The following is a 23,738-nucleotide window of genomic DNA, read 5'->3' on the forward strand; positions in this document are numbered from 1 at the left end:
CCGCTGCCGTGGTCGAGGCCGCCGCCGCGGCCGTCGCCGAGCAGGCGGTGGCCGAGGAAGCCGCCGCTGCCGCTCGCGCGGAGCAGCCGCGTCAGCGTCGTGACGAGCGTGGCAACTACGAGCGCCGTGACCGTCGTGACGACCGTCCGTCGGGCGGCTTCAACCGTGACCGCGGTGGTGACCGTGGCGGCGACCGCGGTGGTTTCCGTCGCGACGACCGTCCGTCGGGTGGCTTCAACCGTGACCGTCGTGACGACCGTCCCGCCGGTGGCGAGCGCGGCGACCGTGGTGGCTTCCGCCGTGACGACCGTCCCTCGGGCGGTTTCAACCGTGACCGTCGTGACGAGCGTCCCTCCGGTGGCGACCGTGGCGGCTTCCGTCGCGACGACCGTCCGTCGGGTGGTTTCCGTCGCGACGACCGTCGTGACGACCGCGGTGGTGACCGTGGCGGCTTCCGCCGTGACGACCGCCCGTCGGGTGGCTTCAACCGTGACCGTCGTGACGACCGTCCCGCCGGTGGCGAGCGCGGCGACCGTGGTGGCTTCCGCCGCGACGACCGTCCCGCCGGTCACAGGGGCAGCGACCGCCCGTTCAACCGCGACCGGCAGGGCGACCGTCCCTCGGGCGGTGGCTTCCGCTCCGGCGGCCACGACCGCCCCTACGGCCGTCGTGACGACCACCGCGGCGCCGGTTCCGGCTCGGGCCCGTCCTTCGGGCGCCGTGACGACAAGCCGCGCTGGAAGCGCAACGGCTGACAACGCCTGAGCGGCGACCGACGATCGGCCCGCTGAGCCAACCGAAGGGGCCCCGACGACCTTGGTCGTCGGGGCCCCTTCGGCGTTCCCGGAACCGGCCGGGTCGCCGCGGGCCGGGCAGACGGACGCGCACAACGGGCGAGGTCGCGGAGGACAGTCGCTGAAGGGGCTCATATTTAGCCAAATGAGCCCCTCCGTGGCGCATGTCACACCCCCGGCAGGGGAATTGCTGGGGGCATGACAGATGACGCCAAGGCAAGTGGGCTGTCGGACGAGGAACGTCTCGCGCAGCTCGGCTACACGCAGGTCCTCGCCCGCCGCATGTCGGCGTTCTCCAACTACGCGGTCTCCTTCACGATCATCTCGGTGCTCTCCGGGTGCCTGACGCTCTACCTGTTCGGCATGAACACCGGCGGGCCCGCCGTGATCACCTGGGGCTGGGTCGCGGTCGGTCTGATGACCCTGTTCGTCGGCCTCGCGATGGCCGAGATCTGTTCGGCGTACCCGACCTCCGCGGGCCTGTACTTCTGGGCCCATCGCCTGGCCCCGCCGCGTACGGCCGCGGCCTGGGCGTGGTTCACGGGCTGGTTCAACGTCCTCGGCCAGGTCGCGGTGACGGCAGGCATCGACTTCGGTGCGGCCTCGTTCCTGGGCGCGTATCTGAACCTGCAGTTCGACTTCGGGGTCACCCCCGGCCGTACGATCCTGCTCTTCGCCGGAATCCTGGTTCTGCACGGCCTGTTGAACACCTTCGGCGTACGCATAGTCGGCCTGCTCAACAGCGTCAGCGTGTGGTGGCACGTGGTGGGTGTGGCGGTCATCGTGGGCGCGCTGACGTTCGCGCCGGACCACCACCAGTCGGCGTCCTTCGTGTTCACGGAGTTCGTGAACAACACGGGCTGGGGCAGCAGTTTCTACGTGGTGCTGCTCGGCCTGCTGATGGCGCAGTACACCTTCACCGGCTACGACGCCTCCGCGCACATGACGGAGGAGACGCACGACGCGTCGACGGCGGGCCCGAAGGGCATAGTCCAGTCGATCTGGACATCATGGATAGCGGGCTTCGTCCTTCTCCTGGGCTTCACCTTCGCGATCCAGTCGTACGACGGTGCCCTCGGCTCGCCGACCGGGGTGCCGCCCGCCCAGATCCTCCTGGACGCGCTCGGCGCGACGGCGGGCAAGCTCCTCCTGCTGGTGGTGATCGGCGCCCAGCTGTTCTGCGGCATGGCGTCCGTGACCGCCAACTCCCGCATGATCTACGCCTTCTCGCGCGACGGGGCCCTGCCGTACTCGCACATCTGGCACACGGTGAACCCACGCACACGCACGCCCGTCGCGGCGGTGTGGCTCGCGGCACTGGGCGCGCTGGTGCTCGGCCTGCCCTACCTGATCAACGTGACCGCGTACGCGGCCGTGACGTCCATCGCCGTGATCGGCCTCTACATCGCGTACGTCATCCCGACCCTGCTCCGCCTGCGCAAGGGCGAGGCCTTCCAACGGGGCCCGTGGCACCTGGGCCGCTGGTCCCGCCCGATCGGCATCGTGGCGGTGGCGTGGGTCGCCGTCATCACGATCCTCTTCATGCTGCCGCAGGTCTCCCCGGTCACCTGGGAAACCTTCAACTACGCCCCGCTCGCGGTCCTGGCCGTCCTCGGCTTCGCCGCGGCCTGGTGGTTCGCCTCGGCCCGCCACTGGTTCCTCAACCCGGACCACGAACGCACCCACGCCCGAGAGGCGGCCCGGGCGGGAGCGCCGGATCCGGTGGACCCGTAACGCGGCGCGCCTTGCCGCGCACCACCCTTCCGGCCTCCGCCGGACCCCTCCGACCCCATCCGGCGTGGCCGGGTCACCGATACCCGATCGGAGTCCCGGCCACGTCCGGCTATGCTCGTTCCTGCATCGACACCGGTCGGTGCGTGTGCCGGCGTGGTCCGGCGCACGGACCCTTAGCTCAATTGGCAGAGCAGTGGACTTTTAATCCATTGGTTGTGGGTTCGAGTCCCACAGGGTCTACGGGTAGTGGGTGGGGGATATGGCCTCTGACCTGCTGTGCAGCGCCTGAGTCGACTTCGGTCGGGTCGGGCGCTGCTTCGCTTTCGGGCTCGTGCGTGAGCGATGCGTGAGCGGATGTGCCCGTGGCGGCGGCTTGCTCGGCGAGAGCGGTGCCGAGGAACAGGGTTGGCGGGAGGACGTCATCCCGAAGTAGTCCCCCGCGGCCCACGTACCCTCGCGCCATGACGTCACGACTCCCCTTCCATCCCGGCGACGGCCGCCCTCGTTATGTCGGGCCAGCCGCAGTCGTCTTCCCTGATGGCAGAGAGGTCTCCGTCACCGCGTCGCTCGTGCTGCGCCTTGACCCTTCGACGGTGGAGAACTTCAGCTACGACCGGCACAGCACCTGGGCGGGGAGCATCACCCTCGTGCAGGACGAAGACGGTGTCGACCTGTTCGATGCGGCGCCTGGAATCCTCCGCATGCCCGACGGCCGCGAGAGCGAGTTCATGGCCACCGGGGGCAGCTCCGGAGAGAACGGCTGCTCCGGGCTGGGGCCTGCTCCCTTCCATTCGGCCTGACTACACGCGGAGCCGCCGCCCTCCCCCACCGAGTTGGCGCCGCGGAGGCAGAGCGACGTCGGTTCCAGCCCCTCGCTCTCCCGGCGAGCAGAACGGCAACGAGAGCGCCAAGGACGGCGGCGGCGAGGTTGGCGTTCGTTCGGCAGAACCTTCCCTACCGGGCGAGAGGCCAACACCAAGCACAGTCGGCCGCGTCAAACTGGTCAGACGGTAGTCCGTTCTGACGGATATTCTCCCGCGCATGAGCACCGACGGCTTCTCTTGGGAAGACATCGCCGCCGTCCCTACTGTTGCACTCGGCGTGATAGCGACAGTCAGCGCCTGGCCGGCCGCCCGATGATCTGCGGCCAACGGCGGAGACGCTGACCCGCATTGAACGGGATCGGCAGCACGAGGAGCGGCGGCCGCAGCTGGAGCTGAGCATGGAGAACCGCTTCCAGGACCACTGAACACGGCGCTGCATGTGCCGGAAGGCTGGACCGGTCGGTACCGCGCGCTCGGAAGCCGGAAAGGGCCCCAGCGAAGGGACCACTGTGTCATCCTTTCATCACGCCACGTGACCGTCGACGTGTGCTGTTGGGGGGAAGTGTGAGTTCAGGGGACGGGTCTGCGGTGCAGGCCGTCGGGCGGACGGTTGAGCACGAGGTACGTGAGGCCTTCGGGCGAGCGACCGATCTGGCCGGACAGTTCGGGCTGAGTACGCATCGGGCCGAACTGGCAAGGGTGGAGTGGCAGCACGCGCTCCCCGGATTCCGGGTGGTCGTGACGGGTGGGCCGAAGCGGGGTAAGACGACACTCGTCCGGTGGCTCGGCTCGGCGCGCACCGTCGGACCGGATGTGGCAGACGAACTGCTGGAGCTACCAGGCCGTGACGACCCGGATGCCCCGCTGTGGCAGGAGTCGGAGGAAGCGGTTCTCGGCGCGGACGCGGCTGTCTTCATGGTGAGTGCCGCGGCTCCGCTCAGCGTGAGCGAGCAGGCCGAACTGCGGTTTCTCACGGGCACGGTGGGCGTACCTTTCGTCGCTGTCGTGGTCTCGCGTATCGAACTTGTCGAAAGCGAGGAACGCGACGAGGTGCTGGACCATGTCCGGCGACGAGCCCAGGACGTCCACCCAGACGTGCCTGTCCTACTCGCTCCGACGGATGCGCGTGCCATCGGTGCGAGCGATCCGGGAACGCTGCCGGAGTTGCTGGTGGGCGTCCGCGAGGACGCCTCGCTTCCGTTGCGACGGTCGTATCGCTTCGCCCGGCAGATGGCCGCAGTGCTGGAAAGCATGGCTCACGTCGGAGACGAGCGGGCGGCACGGGACGAGGGGTTGAAGTGGGAGAGGCGGGAAGCGTCGGCGTCCGCCCGCCGTCAGCGGGACTCTCATGTCCTGCGAATACAGCGGGTGCAGCTGGAACTTGAGCGTCGGGGTGTGGCGATGGCGGAGCGCGTCGTCGCAACTGTGCGCAAAGAACGTGGCCCGCTCGCGAACCGCCTCGAGCTCCGGCTCGTCTCCGCCAGAAATCCGCAGGACTGGTGGGAATCCAAGTTCTTCGGCCACCTGCGCGAGGAACTGGACACAGCCGCCACTGGGTGGGTGCAGAGCCTTCAGGAGGGTTTGGACTCCGACCTGCACTGGCTGGAGCAGGAGCTTTCGGACTACGTCTCCACACGGTTCACCGGCACACTGCCCGAGAAGCCGACTTCCAGCGCGCCGTCGCCGGCAGTCCACCCGCCCCCTCGGCTCCGCGACCTCGAACACTGGCGTCCGATCGTGCACCTGATTCCGCAGGCTGCGCAGCTCATCGACCGCTTCCTGGCCTCGCGGACTGCGAGGGCCCAGCCGACGGGCGGGCGGCTGAGCAGCGACGGGTACAACTCCGCACGCAGCCAGTTGGTCGGCCTCGCCGCCGAGGCGGCCGCGAAACTCGCCCAGCGAAGCCTCGATCACCAGTTGACGGAGCAGCAGCACACCGTCGCGAGCCGGGTACGTGGCGTCGTCGCCCGCGAACTCGATGACGTGGCGCAAGGACTGGCAGTGGCGGTCCGCGAGGTCTACCGGGAGGCACGCAAGGAGGTAGAGAGCGCAGGCCATTCCTGGAGCCGCGCACAGGACCAGGCACTCGTCGACGGCAGCGGCGGCCCGTTGCCGGACTGGGCTGGCCTTGCGTCGCAGGCGCGAGCACTCCGTGCGGAAATCCTGGCCCGTACCTGAGGCAGAGACACGACACATGAACGAGGCTGTCATGAGCGACCATGATTCCTATGCCGGGGTGCGCCGGGCCCGCGACGAACTCGCGCAACTCATAGCGCGCGCCCACGGCGTCGCCGGGACTCTGGAACTGGCGCACCGCGCCACCGAACTCGGCACGCTACGCTCGCGGATCGAGGACGACACCTACCAGGTGCTGATGGTGGGGGAGCAGAAGCGCGGCAAGTCCACCCTGCTGAACGCCATGCTGGGCGCACAGGTCCTGCCGGCCCGCGCACGCCCCACGACCGGCATGCTCATCTCCGTGGCATGGGATGAGAACAAGCGGGTGGTCCTGGGGCGCGACGGCTCGGACGAAGAGGTCACACTGCCGATCGAGGGTGACACCATCCCGCCCGGCAGTGAGTTGTGGAACGCGCTCACCATCCGCCGAGACGATTCGCAGGCTCCGAGTCCGTACAACCGCGCGGTGGTGAACTGGCCGACCGAGCTGTGCCGCCAGGGCGTGGTCCTGATCGATTCCCCTGGTCTCAACGAAGCGCAAGCGCGTGACGAGATCACCTTGAAGGCGGTGCGGAGCGCCGATGTCGCGGTGTTTGTGGTATCCACGGCGGTCAGTGTCGGCCTTTCCGAGAGCCGGTACGTCGACACCCACCTGCGGCCCTACGGACATGAGGAACTCTTCGTAGTCTGCACGAACATCGACAAGGTGCCCCCGGAGGAACGGGACGACACCACGCAGGATCTGGCCGATCAGCTGAGGAGGGTTCTGGGCGCGCGAGCGGATCGCATCTTCTTCGTGAACTCCCGGGCCGCGCTGGATCTGCGCATGGCGAACGGAAACGCAGGAGATGCGGGTGGGGAGTTGCTCGCCGAATCCGGAATTCCCGCCTTCGAGGCAGCTCTTGAGGAATACCTGGCCAAGGGCCGCGCAGCGGTGAAGGTGTGTGCCCCCGCCCGGGAACTCGCACGCGTTGTTCCCGCTCTGCGGAGCGAGGTGGCCATGCGACAGGGGCTGCTTGACACCAAGCTCGAGGTGCTGCGTGCCCGTTGGGAGGGGGAGCAGGAGTCGCTGCGTCAGTTGGAGCAGGAGCGGGACCAGATTCGCGACCGTATCGAGACGGCTCTGGCGGACATCAAACTGCGCGTCCAGGCCAGCGCACGGACGTTCCTTCTCCGGACCGCCGACGAGTCCACCGGATGGCTGGAAGCAATGGATCCCGAGAACAAAGTCGGCCTGTCGCCGTTCAAGGTCAAGGAGCAACTGGGCGCCGCAGTAGAGGAACTCTCGGAAGAAATGTCGAGGCGGCTCGAGGGCAACGTGGCCCTCTGGCAGACGAAAGAGCTCAAGCCCGAACTCGATGAGGCTCTGGCGGAACTGGGAACCCGGCTCGACAAGGACTTCCAGGACTTCACAGCGCGTGCGGACCAGGTCCGGCTCCGTCTGACGGCTCGGAGTGGCACCGTGACTGTGGACGAGGCCGCGCCCTCCACCGCGGAGCGCGTGATCGGTACTGTGGCAAGCGTCGCGGCCTTCGGCCCGGGAGCCGGACTGATGGGAGCCCGGTTCGGTTTCAAGGGCGCGCTGCGGGCGCTCGCACCGCAGATCGCGATCGGCGTGGGCATTCTCGCCCTGGGCGGAGGGCCCATAGCCTTCTTCGGGGCCCAGCTCTTGACCAGCCTGATCGGCACGCAGATTTCCCTGAACAAGGTCAACCGGGTACTCAAGGAGAAGGTCACCTCTCAGGTTGCCGACCATCTGCGGACACACGCTGACGCCGAGGCCGAACGGATTGCCCACGCCGTGAAGTCCGAACTGGTGGGCGTGAGGGACACAGCGTGCCGAGCCCTGGACGCCGAGATCGAAACCATCCGTCACCAGGTTCGCACGACCTTGGCGAAGAAGACGGCACAGCAGGGCGACACCTCCGAGAAGCGTGCGGAACTCGCCCGGCTCGACCACGAGTTGGACAGTGTTGCCAACGCGGCCGCTGCGATCTCACGAAGGTACGCGTGAACTCGCCCGGGAGAGCCGCCGCCGGGAATCCGTGTGCCCCGTTCTCAAGCCTCTGGTAACCACAGGAAGGCGGCTCGACGGTATGTCGCTCGGACACCGGTCTCCCGGTGTCCGAGCGACACGCATCTCAGGCCGTATCATCGTGCCGGCAGCGTGCCTTCGCTCCCGGTCGACTTCATTCGTGGCCTGTGTAGACGAAGCCGGCCCAGTAATACGGTTCGGAGTAGGGCGTGGCTGTCCGCCAGAAACCGCGAGCGGCCGGGGACCCGAATTCTGGGACGGACGCCAGGCGGGGAAAGCGCTCGGCCAGTTCCGCGTTGGTGGCTTCTCGCAGCCATTGTTGCGCGGCTTTGAGGGCGTAGGCCGGATGGGCGTCCGGCAGCCACTCCTGATAGAAGCACGCCATCAGCAGCGCGGTGCTGCGGTCGAATACCGGCCACAACGAGCCGATTACGAATCGGGCGCCCGCACTGAGCCACGCCGTGCCATGGCTGATGGTCTCGTCCGCCACCTCGGGGTTGACCAGCGCGGTCCAGCAGGCCGACAGGATGACTCCGGGATGGTTGTCGAGCTTCAGACCGAGAATGTCCGCCACGGTGATCGGCTCGTCGTGCGCCAGCGCCAGCGGGCTTTCCAACGGGACATCGGCGTAGACGCTCGCATGACATGCCAGATGGATCACTCCGCTGTTCGTGACTTCTTCGAGGACCGCCTTCCGCGACGCCTTCTCCCCGGGAAGGCGCACATGCGGTGGCGGATACGTCCTGAGGACTTCTTCCAGTTCGAGGAGAGCGAAGGGGAGCGCGGGCGCGCTGCTCGGCCTGGGGTCGGCGACGGCAAGGATTCCGCCGGCGGTGGGTCCGGAGAACACGGTGGCCGGCGGACGTGCGCTGGGGGCGACGGTGAACGTGGCGTGGGCCGCGGCGCCGTCCTGGCCGGTGTCGCTCTCGGCGGCATGCCACGGCAGCAGGGCGAGCAGCCCGCACGGGACCAGAACCACTCGCTCGCCCTGTGGGGTGACTTTGGTGATCTCGCTCATCACGGTCTTCCACATCCAGGAGCACAGGCCGCGCAAGCGGGGCGTGCCGGAGTGGTCGATGCGATGGATGTCTCCGAAGTGACGGACCAACTGGGTGCGGACTTCCGATTCCTTGAGACCGTCCAGGGGCAGCGGCCGCGGTGCCTGCCCGGGCCGCAGAACGAGAGCGATTCCTCCCCGCGCGGTGGCCAGCAGGTAGATCGTCAGGTGTCGGATGCCGGAGCAGATCTGTGCGGCTGACGGGGAGTCGGTGCCGAATTCCACCTCGGGATGTCCGGCGTCGCGCGGGGCCGCCAGGTAGCTCGCGACTGCCTCCTCGGTGAGCATCTGGCGTCCGTACTCAAGGACTTCAACGGCTCGGTTGCACGCGTCGGCGTCCGTGAGTGAGGCGTAGGCGGCTGCACATTTCACGGCCAGCCCCTGTGCCTCCCGCACCCAGGCGATGCCGTGGCCGAAGTCGCGTTGGGTGCTGGCCAGTTCGCGTGACGCGGCGACGCCGACCTCGTACTGCCGGGCCGCCTCCCGGTAGCGTCCGGGACTGCTGTCCTCGGACAGGATCAGGTCGCCGAGCCTGTGCGCGGCGCTCATCCGGACACTGGGGTCGGGGGACGGCAGGCAGATCCGCGTGTACACGCGCATGGCCTCGGCTCGGTCCGGCCCCGTGACTCCCGGGCGGTCGCGGTGGCCCAGCGCGAGGCCGACATTGAGGGCGTAGCGTGTCTGGTCCGGTGATTCACCGGACATGGCCACGGCTTCCTGGAAGCACTGCAGTGCGGCGTTCATCGTCCCGGGCCGGCTCATCAACAGGCTGCCCATGTTGTTCAGCCAGCCGGCCTTGAGAGGAGTCGGGCTGTGGGCCTGTCCCACGGCGGCGGTGAGGAGGCTGTGGGCTCGTTCCAGGTCCTCTTCCGATTCGAGTGCGGCATGGCGGGATGCCAGAGCCATGGCCAGGTCGTTGAGACGGCCGGCATGTTCGGAGGAAGCACGGTCCGTCAGGGCCACAGCGGCCTCTAGGTAGGCCACGCTCTGGTTGATGTCCTCGACGTGCCGCAGATGCCGGAATCGGACGACGAGCTTGCTGCCGATGTTCTGCAGGGCCATCGCGCGGTCGGCCGAGCCCTCGGCGGCGAGATCGAGCGCCGCGCGGTAGTACTCCATGGCCTGGTCGATGTGCGAAAGGGTGCGGGTCGCCTCGTACATGAGGCTGTAGGACTTGGCGAGATTGTTGAACACCGAGAACGATCCGCCCCTCACTCCCGCCAGGGCTTCGGCCCTGGTGCCGGCGTCGATTGCCGCATCGAGGTCGGCACGGTTGCCGAAGAATTCATACCTCTGGCAGTAGGACGCCGCCAGGTTGTCGTGGCGCGAGGCGAGGAAGAAGTCCTCGGGAGCGCTGAGGGCAACGGACTTCGTCAGGGATGCGATGCTCTGGTCGATGTCCGGACGGCGCCCATGGAGCAGGAACCTGTGGCGCAGGGCGAGACCCAGGTTGTTGCGGTACGAGGCATGGTCGGCGCCGGGCGAGCGTGGGGCTTCCAGGGCCTCCTCGAAGTGAGCGATCGCTCGTTCCAGGTCGTCGTGTCGGCCATATCGCTTGTAGTACTCGAGTTCGCACAGACCCAGGACGCTCAGCCGGTTGGGCAGCCGGTGATGACCGAGGGGCGTCCCGTCGCGGCTTGCCTGAAGGGTCTTGCGCGCTTCCGCCAGGTCGGAGTCGTGGCTCAGGCGCGTGTACCGGCTGTGCAGGAAGAATCCGTACGGATCCAGGTATTCAGGGCTCTCTCCTCCCAGACGGAGGAGGGCGAGGCTCGCCAGGACGCCCAGGTCGAGGTAGCGGATGTCCGTGGTCGTACGATATCCCTCTTCGGCTTCCTCGACGAGCGTGACCGCCACCTCCGCAGCGTCGTCGATCCGTTCGTCCAGCAGACGTCGGGCAAGCGGGATCAGATCGGTGACAGGCAGCCCCAACACGCATTACCCCTTCGTCATTTCCAGTTCGGTCCGGTCTACTCCGGTCTGCCTGCAGCGCGTCACAATGCGGCGAAAGAGAGCCACCCGCTGGGAGATCTCCGGACCGTGGCGGGCGGCGTCGTGGAACAGCGCGTCGGCGATCTGGTCGGCGCGGTCGGACAGGATGTCCGGATGGCTGCGGATGAAGCGGAAGGTTTCCTGCGGACTCTCGCAGTTCATCAGTCCGAGCCACAGGCCGGTGATCGTGTCGGGGCCCTGCGGCGTCGGTTTGAGCACGGGCTTCGAGAGTTCTGCGAAGGCGCGGTCCACTCCGATCTGACGGCAGCGCCGCAGGAGTTGGAGATGCTGGCGGAGGGATGCGATCGCGCTGCTCTCGCTGTCTCCGCGCGCGACCGTCTCCATTTGGGAGATCACCTCGTCCGACAGCAGTTCAGGGTGGGTGAGGAGAAACTTGCGGGCTTCGCTCCAGGTCGGCTGGGTGCAGAAGTGGCTGACAAGGTTCGTGATGCGTGAACGGTCCGACGCCATCGAGGCGCCTCCTTCAGCCGCTGTTCGCGGCAGCTCGGTCTATGCCTGTGGGGTGCTGTTCGGTGGGGGAGGGGCGGCCGCCGGATCCGTGAAGGCCGGGCTGGGGCCCCCGAGACCTCGCAGTAGGTACTTGGTGATCTCTCGTCCGCTGCTCCGTTCGGCCGCAGGATTCATGGGCAACGGCCAGCGCAGCCTGCCGTAGAGATCGCTGCGGTACAGGTCGAAGCAGGCTTCCACCAAATCCGCGAAGTTCTCGGCGCGGCCCGGTATCCACAGCTTGGCGGCTACGACGGCGAATCCCAGCCCGACGGGCAGTGCCCATGGCGTCAGAGGCGTGAACGCGACGAACAGCAGCCCCCACACGCAGCCTGACACCGAGGAGTCGAGCGCCTTGCGGGCCGCGGCGAGTTCGCCGCGCGCTGTGTCCGGCAGGAGCAGCCACAGATGGGGCCACACCACGACGGCGTCGAGTCCGTACTTGTCGATGGGGCGGGTCTCACCTGCCCTCAGGACGTTGCCGATCCGGGTCGGCATCACCTGCGGTCCGCCCGGTATCCGGCGCAACGTCAGGTCCATGCGGACATATTCGTCGCGCTGCGCAGGCGTCGCGGTCATGGTGTGCACGGCACCCGCGAGTTCCTGCATGCGGTTCAGCGCCGCAGTCCGTTTCGCGGTTGCTCTGTCAACCATCTTGCTCCGCGCTCTGAGCAGTCGGCGGGGCCGGTTCGGCCAGTAGCCTTCCAGGAGCGTCAGGCACGGTCGGGTGAGGCGTTCCACGGCGAGACCCGTTCCGGCCACCCCGACGAGTCCGCTGAGGACCAGAACCGCTTGGGCGACGGCCGGTTGCTGCTTCAGCCAGTCGGCCGTCGGTTCGAGCGACTGCGTACCGCCGTGGCCGAGGACCCAGGCGAGCAGTCCACCAACCCAGTAGACCAGGGCCGAGAAGGAGACCGCGGCCCAGCGGGTGGCCAGGTGGGTCCCGATCCCGTTCCAGAAGCTGCCCACGGCCGACGCGCCTCAGTCTGCTTCCAGCGGGACGCCAGGATGGTCGGGGCAGTGGGGCACCTGCTGCGTCACCGTCATCCGCCACCAGACGTACGCATGGTCCCTGGGACACGAGTACCGGCAGGCATCGACAGGATCCCCTCCGAGCGGGTTCGACAGCGGCCCGTATCTGGCGCCCTCGCGGGTGACGGTCACGATCTTCTTGACGTCCGGAGGAAGGTGATCCTCGTCCTCAAGCATTGCGGACGCCCACACATGGGTTTCCGGGTGTGTCGCCAGGAGGGCCAGGATCCTGTCCTCCACATCCACACCGGCTCGAGCCTCGGCCAGGAGAGCCACTATGCCCCCGTCGACCTCGCCGGCCCTCTCCCCGATCAGTCCGGCAAGATACGGCCGGATCGACCGTGCAATATCCGATATGACCGCACCCACCATGTCTCCCTGTTCCGCTCAGCGTAGGGCAGCCGAGCTCGGCGTGAAGGGCACATCACGCACGTACCTGACGGTACGTCGGCGCGCACGGCAGCTCGGTAGTCGATGTCGCTGGTGCCCGAGTGGCTCGAAGTGCGGACTCAACTCGGTTGGGGGCGTGTGGTCACATCTGCGGAGGTCCCTGACGCAGTCTCACCCGACACAGCCTCGACCGACCCGCCTCACCCGGGTGTGTGCAACGAGCACGAACGGCAGCGGCCGCCTGTCAGCCGCTGGCGGCAATCTTATGGCGGTAGAAGCTCTCGGCCGCGTCAGCGAACTTCGAGATGAAATACGCATTGATTCCCGCCCCGGCCAAGGCGCCCAGTAACGGAACGAAGCCCGTCACTGCTTTCGATCCCAGCAGCGCGGAGAATTTCACTGCCGCTTTCTGTGCGATCTTGTTGATGAACGGCTTGCTGAGTTTTGCGGCAGCCTTGGCGCTTTTCTTCCCGATAATCTTCCCTCCGACCGCGGATACGCCACTGCCCGCACCCAACGCGAGAGCCTTGGCCATCACGGCAGTCCCATAGGTCGGATAGGCAACATTCAGCGCGATGAATCCTGCCGAGGTCGCGGCTCCCGCCGAGGTCACACTCAACGCGTCCGGCTCCAGGGCATCGGCCCACAGCGCGAGAATCACCGCCAGATCGTCCTCGCCGTCCACCGTCGCCCCCATCTTGAAGCCAATTCCCCAGGCGCAGATGGACATCTTGTGCAACAGGAATGCCACATCGCCGACCAGAGCCGCCGCATGTGCCCCCGGCACCGCCATCGCGGCCGCACCCGCTGCGGCCACCTGCCCGGTCTGCGAATTCCGCCAGCTCCGTACCGATGAGTACCCGGCGACGCCCCTCTGAGCCATCGACGTGTCCCACCCGAGCCGGTCGAACGCGGAAACGAAAGTGCCCGCGGAGATGCTGTCCCCCACAATGAATCCCCCGATTCGCCTTCCGGTGATTGCACGATGATCCGACCGCTGCTCTTCGTCTGTCAAGAGCGTGCGATGAATTCCCTCGAAGTGAAACTGGCTGTCTAACTGTTTCGCACAGGGTTTCGGGTTTCGTGATTTTGGTCGCGGAAAGCGGCTGGAGATCTTCAATGGCCGGAGGTGCTCAGTTTTCGGCAGTACAGCGCGTCCGGCGTCCGCGCCGAGCCCACCCGGCCCGTGCAGGCGATCCCGGCCGCGTACTCGTCGTCCGCGCACTGGCCTTTGTAGCGACCCTGCGCGAAGTCGCCGCCCTTGGCGGCCGAGCCTCTGTTGTTGCCCCGGTCGAACCAGACGGTACGGCCACTCGTGCCGAGCCGGCCGACCGGAGCGGCCGACCGGAGCGGCCGCGCAGAGGGCGGAGCCGCGGACGCTGTAACCGGTCAGGAAGTGGCCGTCGGCGCACTGGAGTTTGGTGTGTCCGGGCGACCAGTCATGGCCGGGCCTGACATGCCGCTCGTCGAAGACCACCGCATGTCCGCCGGCCGTGTCCCACAAGGATCCCGAGGACACGTCCGAGCACAGGCCCCGGCTGCCGGTGTCGCTGAGGCCGACCAGCCGTTGTCCGTCGGGCCTTGCCGGCGCTGTCCTCGTCGCGGGCGGCCTTCCAGCAGTCGGTGCTTATCTGCACTTCACCCAGACGAGGCATGTGGGCCTGAGTGAAGGCCGGGGCTGGGCGAAAAGAAGGTGCGCCTTGGCAAGGCGGTGTCGGCAGGATGCCTGGCGTGACTGAGCTGCCGAGCGATGCCGTCCCGCCCCGTCCTCTCCTCGTTGCCCTCGGTGTGAAGGGCATCCCTGTCCCGCTGGTTGGTGGGCAAGGAAGAAGCGTTCTTGTTAGCCTCGAAGTTTCGTGACGGTCCACTGACGGAGTCGGTGGGCCGTTTTCGTGCCGTGGGCTGAGGCTGTGGAGGCCGAAGACCCGAGTGTCGCCTCGGGATGGCGCCGGATTCCACTGTTCCGGGTGTTGAGGTGCTGTCGAAGGGACGGGGAACGTGCTGGTCAGCCGGGGTCCGGCAGTTGGCTGAGCCGGTCGAGGGCTGCGGTTTGAGTCACTCTGTGGCAGGCGAATCGGTGGCTGCCGGACGCGACCGGGGGATCAGCTTCGCTGCCTTCTCCGCGATCTCACGATCCAGCTCAGGGAGCAGGCTCGTGTACGTGTCCGAGGTCAGCGTGATGGTGGAGTGCCGCAGCGTCTCCTTCACCGTGTGGATGTCGCCGCCACCTCCGTGCGTGAGCGTCGCGGTGACGTGGCGTAGGTCCCGCAGGGTGATGGGCGGCAGGTCGGTCGTGGCGAGGATGCGGCGGAAGGACTCGGAGACCGTCCCCGGGTGCAGCCAGGAGCCGTCCTCCTTGGTGAAGACCTTGCCCGTGTCCTTCCAGGCATCGCCCCACTGCGCGCGCTCCTTCTCCTGGCGGGCTTTGTGGTCGCGCAGTTCGGAGATGGTCGTGCTGTCGAGCGCGATCGTGTTCGCGCTGCCGTCCGTCTTCGGCTCCGACTCGTAGATGTCCCAGCCGTCCACCACGATCTCCTTGGCGGGAGTGATGAGGCCGACGTCGAGGTCGATCTCGTGCCAGTCCTGGCCGACCGCCTCGCCGCGCCGGAGGCCACGGGTGCCCATGAGGTGGAATATCGCGTAAAGCCGGTCGCCCTCGGCTGCGTCGAGGAAGGCGCCGAACTGCTGTGGCGTCCACACCATGACCGGGCCGGGGATCTGACCGGTCTCGCGCCACCGCCGGACGCGTTCACCGGTCCACAGGAGGGGCTTCGGGCGCCTGCCGGACTCCAACTCCACGTGGGAGGCGGGGTTGAAGGTGATCAGCTGCTGGGCGATCGCGGAGTTCAGGGCCGCGCGCAGGGTGCGGCGGATCGCCTGACGGGTGGCCGGGCCGGTGATCTTCCGGAACGGTTTCATCTCTGCCAGTTTGGCTCGTTCGGGGGCGAGCCGTTTCCGCTCCGCCCCGACAGGGCGACCGGGCTTGCTCGGCTTGCAGCGGGCGATCTGCTCGCGGCGGGCCTCGTTCTCGGCTGAGATCACCTCGTTGTCGTCGGCTATCGCGTCGAACATCTCCACCAGGTGGCCGACGTTGAGCCGGTCGAGGCGCACGTGGCCGATGCGCGGCTTCAAGTGGACGCGGATATGGGAGGCGTAGGCGTTGAGCGTGGTCTTGCGGCGCTGCTTCGCGGCGAACCACTGGTCCAGCCACTCGCCGACGGTGAGGTTGCCACGGAGGGCCAAGCCCGCCCTCAGACGGCGTCGGGTCTCCTCGATGGCTGGGAGCGGGGCCTTCTCGACCGCGACCTTCTCCAGCATGTCGACGAGACGCCGGAGGCTGTCGGAGTCGTCCTTCTCTGCCAGTGCCAGCAGGGAACGGACGTGGTCGAGGTCCGTCTGCGCGGCCTTGAGGGACTCGTAGCCGGCGCGGCTGAAGGAGCGGCGGGCGCCGTCTTCGGTCGGCGGGAGTTCCTGGCGTATCGAGTACGAGCCGTGCTTGCGGCTGGAGAGCTTGGGGCAGTTCTTGCCGAGCGGCTTGCCGGTCTCGGGGCCACGGCAGTAGCAGCGGCGGTGGGTGGAGCCCTTCAAAGGCGTTCCTCCGGGGTGGTGTTGGGGCCGGGTTCGGGTGGGTCGACGTCGCCCAGTGCGGGTGGTAGTCGGGGTGGGGTGGCGCCTTCGTCGCGGATGTCGCGGCGGAGGTAGCGGAGGTTGTACTTTGCGGAGACGGCCTCGTCGGCGTACTTGGTCCGCCTGCGCTCGGCTTCTTCCTGCTGGGCGCGGTTGGTCGCCGTCTTGACTGCGAACCGCGCCCGTTCTTCCTCTTCGAGGGCGGCCAGTGCGGTGCGTACGAGGCTGGCGTGCGCTTCGAAGTCGGGGACCAGCCCCGCGTCGTACAAGGGCATGTCCTCGTCGCCGGTGAAGCGCCGCAGGGCGTCCCAGGTGGGCACCAGGCGCTGGAAGGGGAGTTCCTGGGTCCGGTCGACGTAGCCGACCGGGAAGATCAGGCAGACCGGGTACGTCTCCAGGGCGGCGGCCAGGACCATGACGTCCACCAGGGGAAGGCTGGCCCGGCGTCCGGATTCCATGTTGGCGATCACGTTGCGCGGGATGGGATGCCCGAGTTGCTCGCACGCGTCGGCCAGGTCCTGCGCGCTCCACCCCATCTCCTTTCTTCTCCGCCGGACTTCGCCGGCGACGTTGGCCTTGACCCGGTCCGCCCACTCCGGGACATCGTCCTCATCAGCATCCACACCATGTTGTGTCATGGAGACACATTAGCTTGGTCATCCTGGTAGGTAGACGCCTGGAGCCGGACGTGACGGTCACGTTCGCCGAGGGCTGTACCGAAAGGGGCGCGCTGTATGCGCGAAGACGCGACGGCCGGGCGGATGACGGGCTCGAAGGGGATGAGTCGGGAAGAGCTGCTTGCCCTCCCTGTGTCGGTTGACTTGGAAACAGGCAACCGTGCTCTGGGGCTCGGGCGGAGCAAGGGGTACGAGCTGGCGAAGCGGGGCGAGTACCCGTGCAAGGTGCTGCGGCTCGGCAACGCCTACCGGGTCGTGACCGCGGATCTGCTCGATCTGCTGGGCCTGGCTGCGTGATGGGGCGGCAGAGTAGCAAACCATTCTGCGCTGAGCTGACACAGAAGCGGTGGACTGTTGCCGGGTGTGGACGTACCGTCCGTGTTCCCTCGCGATGGCCTGGTGCCCGCGAGAAGGGGGTGGGCCCCCGGCGGTGCAACGCCGGAGGCCCAAGCAACCCCGAACGGCCCTGGAAGAACCAACCCGGCGGCAAGGGCGCACAAGCCCGCCACCGCCAGACGAGGAGCTGCCCCGTGGAACATGCGGGAGCCGAGCCCTATTCCGACTCCGACAAGCCCTCGTGGCCGCCCGTCACCGTCCCTGGCCAACTCGGCCACCACGCCAGTGAAGCCCCGATGCCCGCCAACGACGTTGCGCCTGAAGCCACTTCGGCGGATCAGCCCGCCGAGGAGGCGGCGCCGGATCCGGAGCCGACCCATGGCTCGGCGTTGCTGGACGAACTGCGTGCGCAGATAGCCAAGTTCGTGATCCTGCCCTCGCCGGAGGCGCTGGACGCGGTCACGCTGTGGGCGGCGGCGACACATCTGCAGCCCGCATGGCAGCACGCGCCCCGTCTGGCGGTGGTGGGGCCGGCGAAACGGTGCGGCAAGTCACGGCTGCTGGACGTGCTGACCGAGACGGTCCACGAGCCGATGCTCACTATCAACACCACCCCGGCTGCGGTCTTCCGGTCGATCACCGAGGAGCCGCCCACGCTTCTGGTGGACGAGGCGGACACCATCTTCGGCACGCCGAAGCAGGCGGAGAAGAACGAGGAGATGCGCGGCCTGCTCAACGCCGGCCACCAGCGCAACCGGTACGTCACCCGGGTCGTCGGCAATGACCACACCCCGCACCGGTTCGCCACCTTCGCCATGGCCGCCCTCGCGGGCATCGGTGACCTGCCTGACACGATCATGGACCGGTCGGTCGTGGTTCGCATGCGCCGTCGCGCCCAGGGGGAGCACGTCAAGCCCTTCCGCTCCCGCCGCGACATCCCTGGGCTCCATGAACTGCGGGACCGCATCGCCGCATGGGCCCGGCCGTTGCTGGACGAGGCGGCGGAGGTGGAACCGGTCCTGCCGGTGGAGGACCGGGCCGCCGACACCTGGGAACCCCTGGTCATCATCGCCGACCTCGCTGCCGGATCCTGGCCCCGTCGGGCCCGTACGGCGTGTGCGCGGATGGTGGCCGCGGAGGTCGAGGCAGAGGAAGAGCGGCCCGGCGGAGCCCGGATTCTCGCCGACATCCGTAGGGTCTTCGCCGCCCAGCGCGAGGTGGACAGCCTCTCCACGGACGAGCTGCTGTACCACCTGCGCCAGGATGTCGAGGCGCCGTGGGCGGAGTGGGGGCGCAACGGGCTGGATGCCCGCGAACTGGCGAGGATGCTGAGCCCGTACGTCATCAAGCCCGGCAACGTCCGTCTCGTCGACGGGACCCAGCGCAAGGGCTACATGCGCAACAAGTTCCTCGACGCGTGGCGGCGCTACTGCCCCGCCGTCCACCCGGTGGACGCCGAGCCTGTCGCCCGCGCCTCGGGCTGAGCCCCGCACCCCCGGGTGACCGTCCCTGCCGTCCCTGCAGTGATCTCGCAGGTCAAACGGCGCGCAGACAAGACGGCAACCGGGGCCAAGACGGCAACGCGATCATGATGAGCGCGCTGCCTGGCCGGGACCACGTCCCGATCCGTCTTGTGCCGTCCCGCGCGTCCCCACCGTATCGCCGCAGGTCAGGGCGTCAGCCGCCGGGACGGCACTACACCACTACGCCGTCCCGGCCGAACAGGTCGGAGAACGCCTCCGGCATCGGCCGGGACGGCAGACCGAACCCCATGCCGTACCTGCCCTGACCTGCGCTTGCAACGGCCAAGACGGCAAAGACGGACCACACCACCAACGCCCAGGAGCACCCCGCTTGACCAAGCTCTCCACCTCCAGCCGCCAGGACAACCGCCTCGACGTGGGACGGCCGATGCTGACCAAGCAGACTGCCGAGCAATTCACGCTCATCGCAGCGGGCGTGGTCATCGTGGCCCTCACGGCCGGCGGGTTCTGGCTCTCGTACGCGCATCTCGCCGAGGTCGCCGGACAACACGGCCTCAAGAACTCCCCGGCCCGCCAGTGGGCTTGGCCGGCGACCCTGGACGCGTTCATCGTCGCGGGCGAACTGCTCATGCTCCGCGCGGGCCTGCGCCGGGTGACCGACAAGGGGGCGATTGCTCTCACGGCCGCCGGATCGGTCGGCTCCATCGCGCTCAATGTGGCCGGTGTCAGCGGCACGGGTGGCACCGGCGCCGTGCCCCTGCTCGACTACGTGGTCGCCGCAGTTCCCCCGACCGCCGCGCTGCTGGCCTTCGGTGTCCTGATGCGGCAGATCCACCAGCTCGTCGCGGAGTCCACCGACGCCACCGAACGCCACAACCCTGCCAACCGCAGCCACAACGGAGCCCGGCTCGCTGCCGTTACCGAAGACGGCTCCGGTCATCCGGGGGCAGCGGGTCCCGACGTGGCGGACGGGCAGACCGACGTGGCGCGGGGTTCTGCCGAGGTCGCGCAGGACGCCACCAATGTGCTGGAGCCCGTGCATCCTTCGGCCGAGCCGAAGGATCAGAAGCCCGGCACGGTTTCCGACGAGTTCCTCGCCATCGCCCGCACCGCGCCGCTGGGACGGAGAGACCGTGCCTCGCGCCGTCACATCGAAGCGGCGATCCGGGGCGAGGGCTTGTCCATCGGCAGGGCCGACGCGGAAAAGGTCAAGGACGTCGTGCAGGCCGAACTCGACGAAGCCACCTCTCGGCGGCAGGGCCGCACGTGACAAGGCTCCCGCTGGCGCCCCCTGAGCCCCAATGTCCGCTTCCCATCGCACTCGTACCGCTGTCCCTGCGGGACGAGCGGCCCGGCCCGTAACGAGTCCACCCGACATCGCCCCGCACCACGAACACCCCATGGAGAACGTCCTCATGCACGATCCGCACTACGAACTCCCCTCCATCCCAGAGGAGATGACCACCACCGCCACCCAGCCAGCAAGGTATCCCGCTGGACCGTCCAAGGGCCGGCCCAACGGGGAAGCCTCCGCCCCGGGGGTGGCGGAGGCGCTTGGGCGCCAGGGGGTGCCCGAGGGGGAACAGCCCGTCGACCTCACCGCCGTTCCGCTGTCGCGAGCCGCCGACGCCGCCGCGCTGCACCGTGCCGCCCGCCGCCGTACGCGCGAAGCCGTGCAGCGCAAAGAGCGCGTCGACGTGCGCTACAGCGTCGACGAGAAGACCGCGATCCTGCGGAAGGCACGGTCGCTGAACATCGCTGGCGCCCACTACGTCGGCGCCGTCGTCATGGCCCACATACACGGCGACCTCGCCTTGCCCGGCCAGCGCACGCCGCTCGACGATTACATCGACGAACTCACAGCCCTGCGCAGGGAGGTCGCCAAGATCGGCCACAACATCAACCAGATCGCCAAGAAGCTCAACTTCGGCGGCCATCCACACCCTGGGGACACCGCCGTCCTGAGCCAGGCCGAGCGCACCCTGGGCGCGGTCGGTACGACTGTCAGGGACATCGCGGCAGCCGCGAATCAGGCCGTCAGCAAGAAGGCGGCCTGATGATCGCGAAGATCAGCAGCGGAAAAGACACCGCCGGATTGATCCGGTACCTGTTCGACACGAAGAAGGCCAAGGACCACACCGATCCCCACCTGGTCGCCTCCTGGGACGGCTTCGCCCCAGACCCCGGCCGCACCGACGACTTCGACGCCGCCAAGAAGCTCCTGGTGGCCGACCTCAACCTGCACGTCCAGCAAGCCCGGCGGCTCGGCCGTGCCCCCGAGAAGCACACGTGGCACTGCTCCATCCGCGCCGCCACAACCGACCGCCACCTCAGCGACGAGGAGTGGGCCGACATCGCCCGCCGCGTCGTGGCCGCCACCGGCATCGCGCCAGACGGCGACCCGGACGGCTGCCGCTGGGTGGCCGTCCGCCACGCCCCCGACCACATCCACATCGCCGCCACCAAGGTCCGCGCCGACCTGAGCACCGCACGGCACTGGAACGACTACCTCACTGCCGACCGCGAACTCGCCGCCGCCGAGAAGGAATATGGTCTCTTCCAAGTCGTCCGCGGTGACCGCACCGCTGCCAAGCGCCCCACCCGCGCCGAACAGGAGAAGGCGCGTCGCGCCGGCCACGACAAGCCCGCCCGCGAACGCCTGCGCGCCACCATCCGCACCGCCGTGGCCGCCGCCACCAGCACCGCGGAGTTCATCCACCTGCTCAACCACACCGACGGCGTGCTCGTCGAGGTCGTCTACTTCCCCTCCGGAGACGTACGCGGCTACAAGTTCGCGAGCGAAGACACCACTACCGCCGCCCGCGAGCCCGTCTGGTTCTCCGGCTCCGAACTCGCCCCGGACCTGTCCTTCCCCAGGATCCAGGAACGCCTGGAGAACATCGAGCCGCAGCCGACCAATCAGCCCGGCCGACGCAGGCCCAACCCCTGGCACCAGGCCATAGCCGCCGCTGAACGCATCCCCCACCACCTCGACCAGGCTGACGACGAAGCCTCCCAGGCCCACCTCGCCGCCTTCGGTGAAGCCCTCGACGCCCTCCCCCTCCTCGCACCCCAGACCCTTCGGCCTCAACTCCGAGAGGCAGCCAGCGCGTTCGAGCGTGCCGCCCGCTCCCGCATCCGGGCCGAGCACCACCACGCCCGTGCCCTGCGCGGCGCCGTGCGAGCCATGGTCCGCGAGCCCGCCCTCAGGGACGGAGCGGTCGTGGCGATGTTCCTCGACGCCGCGATCCTCGTCGTCATCTCCGCCGCCCGCTGGCACCAGCTCCACCGGCACGACCAGCAAGTCGCTGCCGCCCACCAGACCCTGCTCCACCTCCAGGCCGCCTATGACCACGCCGCCGCCCCACCGCTGGCCGCCCTCGCCCAGAGCCAACCGCCCCAGCAGGCCGTGGACCGGAACATCCGCCACCTACGCCAGGCCGTCCCCGGGCACGCGGAGCAGGTCATCGAAGACCCTGCCTTCGGCATGCTGACCGCCGCCCTCACCGAGGCCGAAGCCGCAGGCCACGACCCCGAGAGGCTCCTCCAGCAGGCCGCCGACCAGCGCGTCCTGGACGACGCCGACTCCCCCGCACGAGTCCTGACCTGGCGCATCCAACGCCTCAGCGCACGGCCGGCACCCAGCGCACGAGCCCGCGCAGCACAGGCCCGCAGCACAGCGAAGCGCCCCAACGCTCCGGTCCACGCGGCAGCCTCCGTCCCGGCTCCGCAACCGCCGCAAGCAAGGCGGCGCTGATCACAACCGCGCGGACAACCTGGGAGCGCGCCTTCGCGGTGTCATCGGCCACCGGGCGCTCGGCATCCAGCCAGTCCCGCAGCCGCTCGACGAGCTCCCAGGTTCGTGCGTCCATCAGGCTCTCGCCATAGGGGTTGTACGTTCGGGATCGAAGGGGCGCGCGAGGCTCTCCCGGATCACGGTGTCGCCGGCGCGTAGCGCAGCCGCCAGTTGTCCTCGCAGCTCTTCAGGGACGGTCCTTGCCCCGAGGGCACAGGCACGCACCAGAGCGCGGCACTCCTGTGCTTGCCGGTCCGTGGCGAGTGCGGCGAACAGTGGGTGCGCCAGGTTCTCGCGGGCCGCGTAGCCGTCTTCGGCGTCCGTCATCCTGAGGTGCAGTTCCTCGACGATGCGGCGCGCGCCGGGCGCCTCGGCGGATCCGATCGCGTCAAGGACCGTAAGTCCGAGCCGGATGTCGAAGACGGTCATCCCAGGTTCGGCCTTCCTCTCGGAGTAGGTCGTCACCAGGTCCACCAGGTGGCCGTCGATCGGCTGCCCGGCGGCGCGGCGGCACAGGACGGTCAGGCAGGCGGTGACGGCTTGCTCCCATGGATCGCCAGGCGTTGTGTCGGCGAGGAGCGCAGCGGCCGATGTCGTGTCACCCACAACGAGGGCGGCGAGTACGGCGACTTGGCGCCCGTCGAGCATCCGTTTGCCTACGCCGCGGTGAGCTTCGATGTGTGTTTTGGCCTCGGCCCAACGTCCCCTGGTGGTGAGAGTGCGCGTGCCGTCGGCGAGGAGCACGCGCCACAGCCACGCGCGGACCTCGTGGCGGTCTTCGTCGGTCGCGGTGAGGTCCGCCGGTACCGCGACACCGTCGAACCGAGCAGCCGCGCCCGCCTCGACGGCCTCATACAGGTCGAGCAGTCGCTGGCGGCCTTCATCGGCGCGGCCGGCGCGGATCCGGAGGCGGGCGAGGTTGACGATCGGTTCCAGTCCTCGGATCGCGCTCATGCCGGGCAGGGGGCAGGCGTGGAGGTAGGCGGCGGCGTGCTGGTGGCACATCTCGCGGGCGAGGTTAGGAAGTTCGAGATCGGAGGCGATGAGCGCGGCCTGGTTGTAGACGGCTGATGCGCGCCCCTGGTCGGTCGTCTTCAGCGCGGTGTCGGCCAGGTCGGCGAGCGCGCGCACGCGCTTGGGCAGGGGCAGACAGGCGGGCCGGAATCGGGCGACGAGCGGAAAGCGCTGGGCTACGGGTCCGTGCGGGTCCATGGATCCCCCGGGTCGAGAGCGAGGACTGCTGAGGCGGCGGTGCCCGTCGGCGTACGGCCGACGTCC

Annotated in this window: 17 protein-coding genes, 1 tRNA gene and 2 pseudogenes; 11 read left to right on the forward strand and 9 right to left on the reverse strand. The window is 68.5% G+C overall.

The window, feature by feature from the left end; all coding sequences use genetic code 11:
* From O3Q52_RS21620 to O3Q52_RS21645, 6 genes and pseudogenes are all read left to right on the forward strand, one after another.
* Positions 1-755: pseudogene (locus O3Q52_RS21620) on the forward strand (RNA helicase); the annotation flags it as partial.
* 237 nt (positions 756-992) lie between these two features.
* Positions 993-2,528, forward strand: a complete 1,536-nt coding sequence (locus O3Q52_RS21625; protein ID WP_269650426.1) for an amino acid permease — start codon at positions 993-995, stop codon at positions 2,526-2,528.
* A gap of 167 nt (positions 2,529-2,695) precedes the next feature.
* Positions 2,696-2,768, forward strand: a tRNA-Lys gene (locus tag O3Q52_RS21630).
* Between the two features lie 221 nt (positions 2,769-2,989).
* Entirely contained in the window at positions 2,990-3,328 is a 339-nt protein-coding gene (locus tag O3Q52_RS21635) for a hypothetical protein (RefSeq protein ID WP_269650427.1), read from the forward strand.
* 966 nt (positions 3,329-4,294) lie between these two features.
* Complete coding sequence (locus O3Q52_RS21640; RefSeq protein WP_269650428.1) at positions 4,295-5,530, forward strand: hypothetical protein; 1,236 nt, start codon at positions 4,295-4,297, stop codon at positions 5,528-5,530.
* 16 nt (positions 5,531-5,546) lie between these two features.
* Positions 5,547-7,544, forward strand: coding sequence for a dynamin family protein (locus O3Q52_RS21645; RefSeq protein ID WP_269650429.1), 1,998 nt, complete (start codon positions 5,547-5,549; stop codon positions 7,542-7,544).
* A 175-nt stretch (positions 7,545-7,719) separates the two neighbouring features.
* Here O3Q52_RS21645 and O3Q52_RS21650 read toward each other — a convergent pair whose 3' ends face one another.
* From O3Q52_RS21650 to O3Q52_RS21685, 8 genes and pseudogenes are all read right to left on the reverse strand, one after another.
* Positions 7,720-10,554, reverse strand: coding sequence for a CHAT domain-containing tetratricopeptide repeat protein (locus O3Q52_RS21650; RefSeq protein WP_269650430.1), 2,835 nt, complete (start codon positions 10,552-10,554; stop codon positions 7,720-7,722).
* Between the two features lie 3 nt (positions 10,555-10,557).
* On the reverse strand, positions 10,558-11,082 hold the full coding sequence (locus O3Q52_RS21655) for a hypothetical protein (protein WP_269650431.1): 525 nt from the start codon (positions 11,080-11,082) through the stop codon (positions 10,558-10,560).
* A gap of 39 nt (positions 11,083-11,121) precedes the next feature.
* Complete coding sequence (locus tag O3Q52_RS21660) at positions 11,122-12,087, reverse strand: hypothetical protein (protein ID WP_269650432.1); 966 nt, start codon at positions 12,085-12,087, stop codon at positions 11,122-11,124.
* Between the two features lie 12 nt (positions 12,088-12,099).
* Positions 12,100-12,522, reverse strand: a complete 423-nt coding sequence (locus O3Q52_RS21665; RefSeq protein ID WP_269650433.1) for a hypothetical protein — start codon at positions 12,520-12,522, stop codon at positions 12,100-12,102.
* A 262-nt stretch (positions 12,523-12,784) separates the two neighbouring features.
* Positions 12,785-13,660, reverse strand: coding sequence for a hypothetical protein (locus O3Q52_RS21670; RefSeq protein WP_269650434.1), 876 nt, complete (start codon positions 13,658-13,660; stop codon positions 12,785-12,787).
* Positions 13,657-14,119 (reverse strand): annotated as a pseudogene (locus tag O3Q52_RS21675) (glycoside hydrolase); the annotation flags it as partial. The pseudogene O3Q52_RS21675 and the gene O3Q52_RS21670, both read right to left, overlap by 4 nt.
* Before the next feature lie 476 nt (positions 14,120-14,595).
* Positions 14,596-16,128, reverse strand: a complete 1,533-nt coding sequence (xerC, locus tag O3Q52_RS21680; RefSeq protein WP_269650435.1) for a tyrosine recombinase XerC — start codon at positions 16,126-16,128, stop codon at positions 14,596-14,598.
* Complete coding sequence (locus O3Q52_RS21685) at positions 16,125-16,805, reverse strand: helix-turn-helix transcriptional regulator (RefSeq protein WP_269650436.1); 681 nt, start codon at positions 16,803-16,805, stop codon at positions 16,125-16,127. The genes xerC and O3Q52_RS21685 overlap by 4 nt, the downstream gene beginning before the upstream one ends.
* A 96-nt stretch (positions 16,806-16,901) precedes the next feature.
* Here O3Q52_RS21685 and O3Q52_RS21690 point away from each other — a divergent pair, with 96 nt between their 5' ends.
* The 5 genes from O3Q52_RS21690 to O3Q52_RS21710 all read left to right on the forward strand — a co-directional run bounded on the left by O3Q52_RS21690 (position 16,902) and on the right by O3Q52_RS21710 (position 22,421).
* Positions 16,902-17,141 (forward strand): hypothetical protein, encoded by a 240-nt coding sequence (locus tag O3Q52_RS21690; RefSeq protein ID WP_269650437.1) that lies wholly within the window; start codon positions 16,902-16,904, stop codon positions 17,139-17,141.
* A 233-nt stretch (positions 17,142-17,374) separates the two neighbouring features.
* On the forward strand, positions 17,375-18,664 hold the full coding sequence (locus tag O3Q52_RS21695; RefSeq protein WP_269650438.1) for a DUF3631 domain-containing protein: 1,290 nt from the start codon (positions 17,375-17,377) through the stop codon (positions 18,662-18,664).
* 370 nt (positions 18,665-19,034) lie between these two features.
* Entirely contained in the window at positions 19,035-19,934 is a 900-nt protein-coding gene (locus tag O3Q52_RS21700; RefSeq protein WP_269650439.1) for a DUF2637 domain-containing protein, read from the forward strand.
* Between the two features lie 145 nt (positions 19,935-20,079).
* The gene (locus O3Q52_RS21705; protein ID WP_269650441.1) at positions 20,080-20,721 is read left to right on the forward strand and encodes a MobC family plasmid mobilization relaxosome protein; all 642 of its coding nucleotides are present in this window, start codon (positions 20,080-20,082) and stop codon (positions 20,719-20,721) included.
* Positions 20,721-22,421 (forward strand): mobilization protein, encoded by a 1,701-nt coding sequence (locus O3Q52_RS21710; RefSeq protein WP_269650440.1) that lies wholly within the window; start codon positions 20,721-20,723, stop codon positions 22,419-22,421. Before O3Q52_RS21705 ends, O3Q52_RS21710 begins: the two co-directional genes overlap by 1 nt.
* Positions 22,422-22,535: 114 nt before the next feature.
* Here O3Q52_RS21710 and O3Q52_RS21715 read toward each other — a convergent pair whose 3' ends face one another.
* The gene (locus tag O3Q52_RS21715) at positions 22,536-23,672 is read right to left on the reverse strand and encodes a hypothetical protein (protein ID WP_269650442.1); all 1,137 of its coding nucleotides are present in this window, start codon (positions 23,670-23,672) and stop codon (positions 22,536-22,538) included.
* Positions 23,673-23,738 lie beyond the last annotated feature (66 nt).

The organism is Streptomyces sp. ActVer (genome assembly GCF_027270795.1).
GTDB classification, from domain to species: domain Bacteria; phylum Actinomycetota; class Actinomycetes; order Streptomycetales; family Streptomycetaceae; genus Streptomyces; species Streptomyces umbrinus_A.

Excerpts from the sequence above, each read along its gene's own strand:
- O3Q52_RS21625 (WP_269650426.1), top strand. The coding sequence starts at position 993 with ATGACAGATGACGCCAAGGCAAGTGGGCTGTCGGACGAGGAACGTCTC.
- O3Q52_RS21635 (WP_269650427.1), top strand. The coding sequence starts at position 2,990 with ATGACGTCACGACTCCCCTTCCATCCCGGCGACGGCCGCCCTCGTTAT.
- O3Q52_RS21645 (WP_269650429.1), top strand. The coding sequence starts at position 5,547 with ATGAACGAGGCTGTCATGAGCGACCATGATTCCTATGCCGGGGTGCGC.
- O3Q52_RS21655 (WP_269650431.1), bottom strand. The coding sequence starts at position 11,082 with ATGGCGTCGGACCGTTCACGCATCACGAACCTTGTCAGCCACTTCTGC.
- O3Q52_RS21665 (WP_269650433.1), bottom strand. The coding sequence starts at position 12,522 with ATGGTGGGTGCGGTCATATCGGATATTGCACGGTCGATCCGGCCGTAT.
- O3Q52_RS21685 (WP_269650436.1), bottom strand. The coding sequence starts at position 16,805 with ATGACACAACATGGTGTGGATGCTGATGAGGACGATGTCCCGGAGTGG.
- O3Q52_RS21690 (WP_269650437.1), top strand. The coding sequence starts at position 16,902 with ATGCGCGAAGACGCGACGGCCGGGCGGATGACGGGCTCGAAGGGGATG.
- O3Q52_RS21705 (WP_269650441.1), top strand. The coding sequence starts at position 20,080 with ATGCACGATCCGCACTACGAACTCCCCTCCATCCCAGAGGAGATGACC.
- O3Q52_RS21710 (WP_269650440.1), top strand. The coding sequence starts at position 20,721 with ATGATCGCGAAGATCAGCAGCGGAAAAGACACCGCCGGATTGATCCGG.
- O3Q52_RS21715 (WP_269650442.1), bottom strand. The coding sequence starts at position 23,672 with ATGGACCCGCACGGACCCGTAGCCCAGCGCTTTCCGCTCGTCGCCCGA.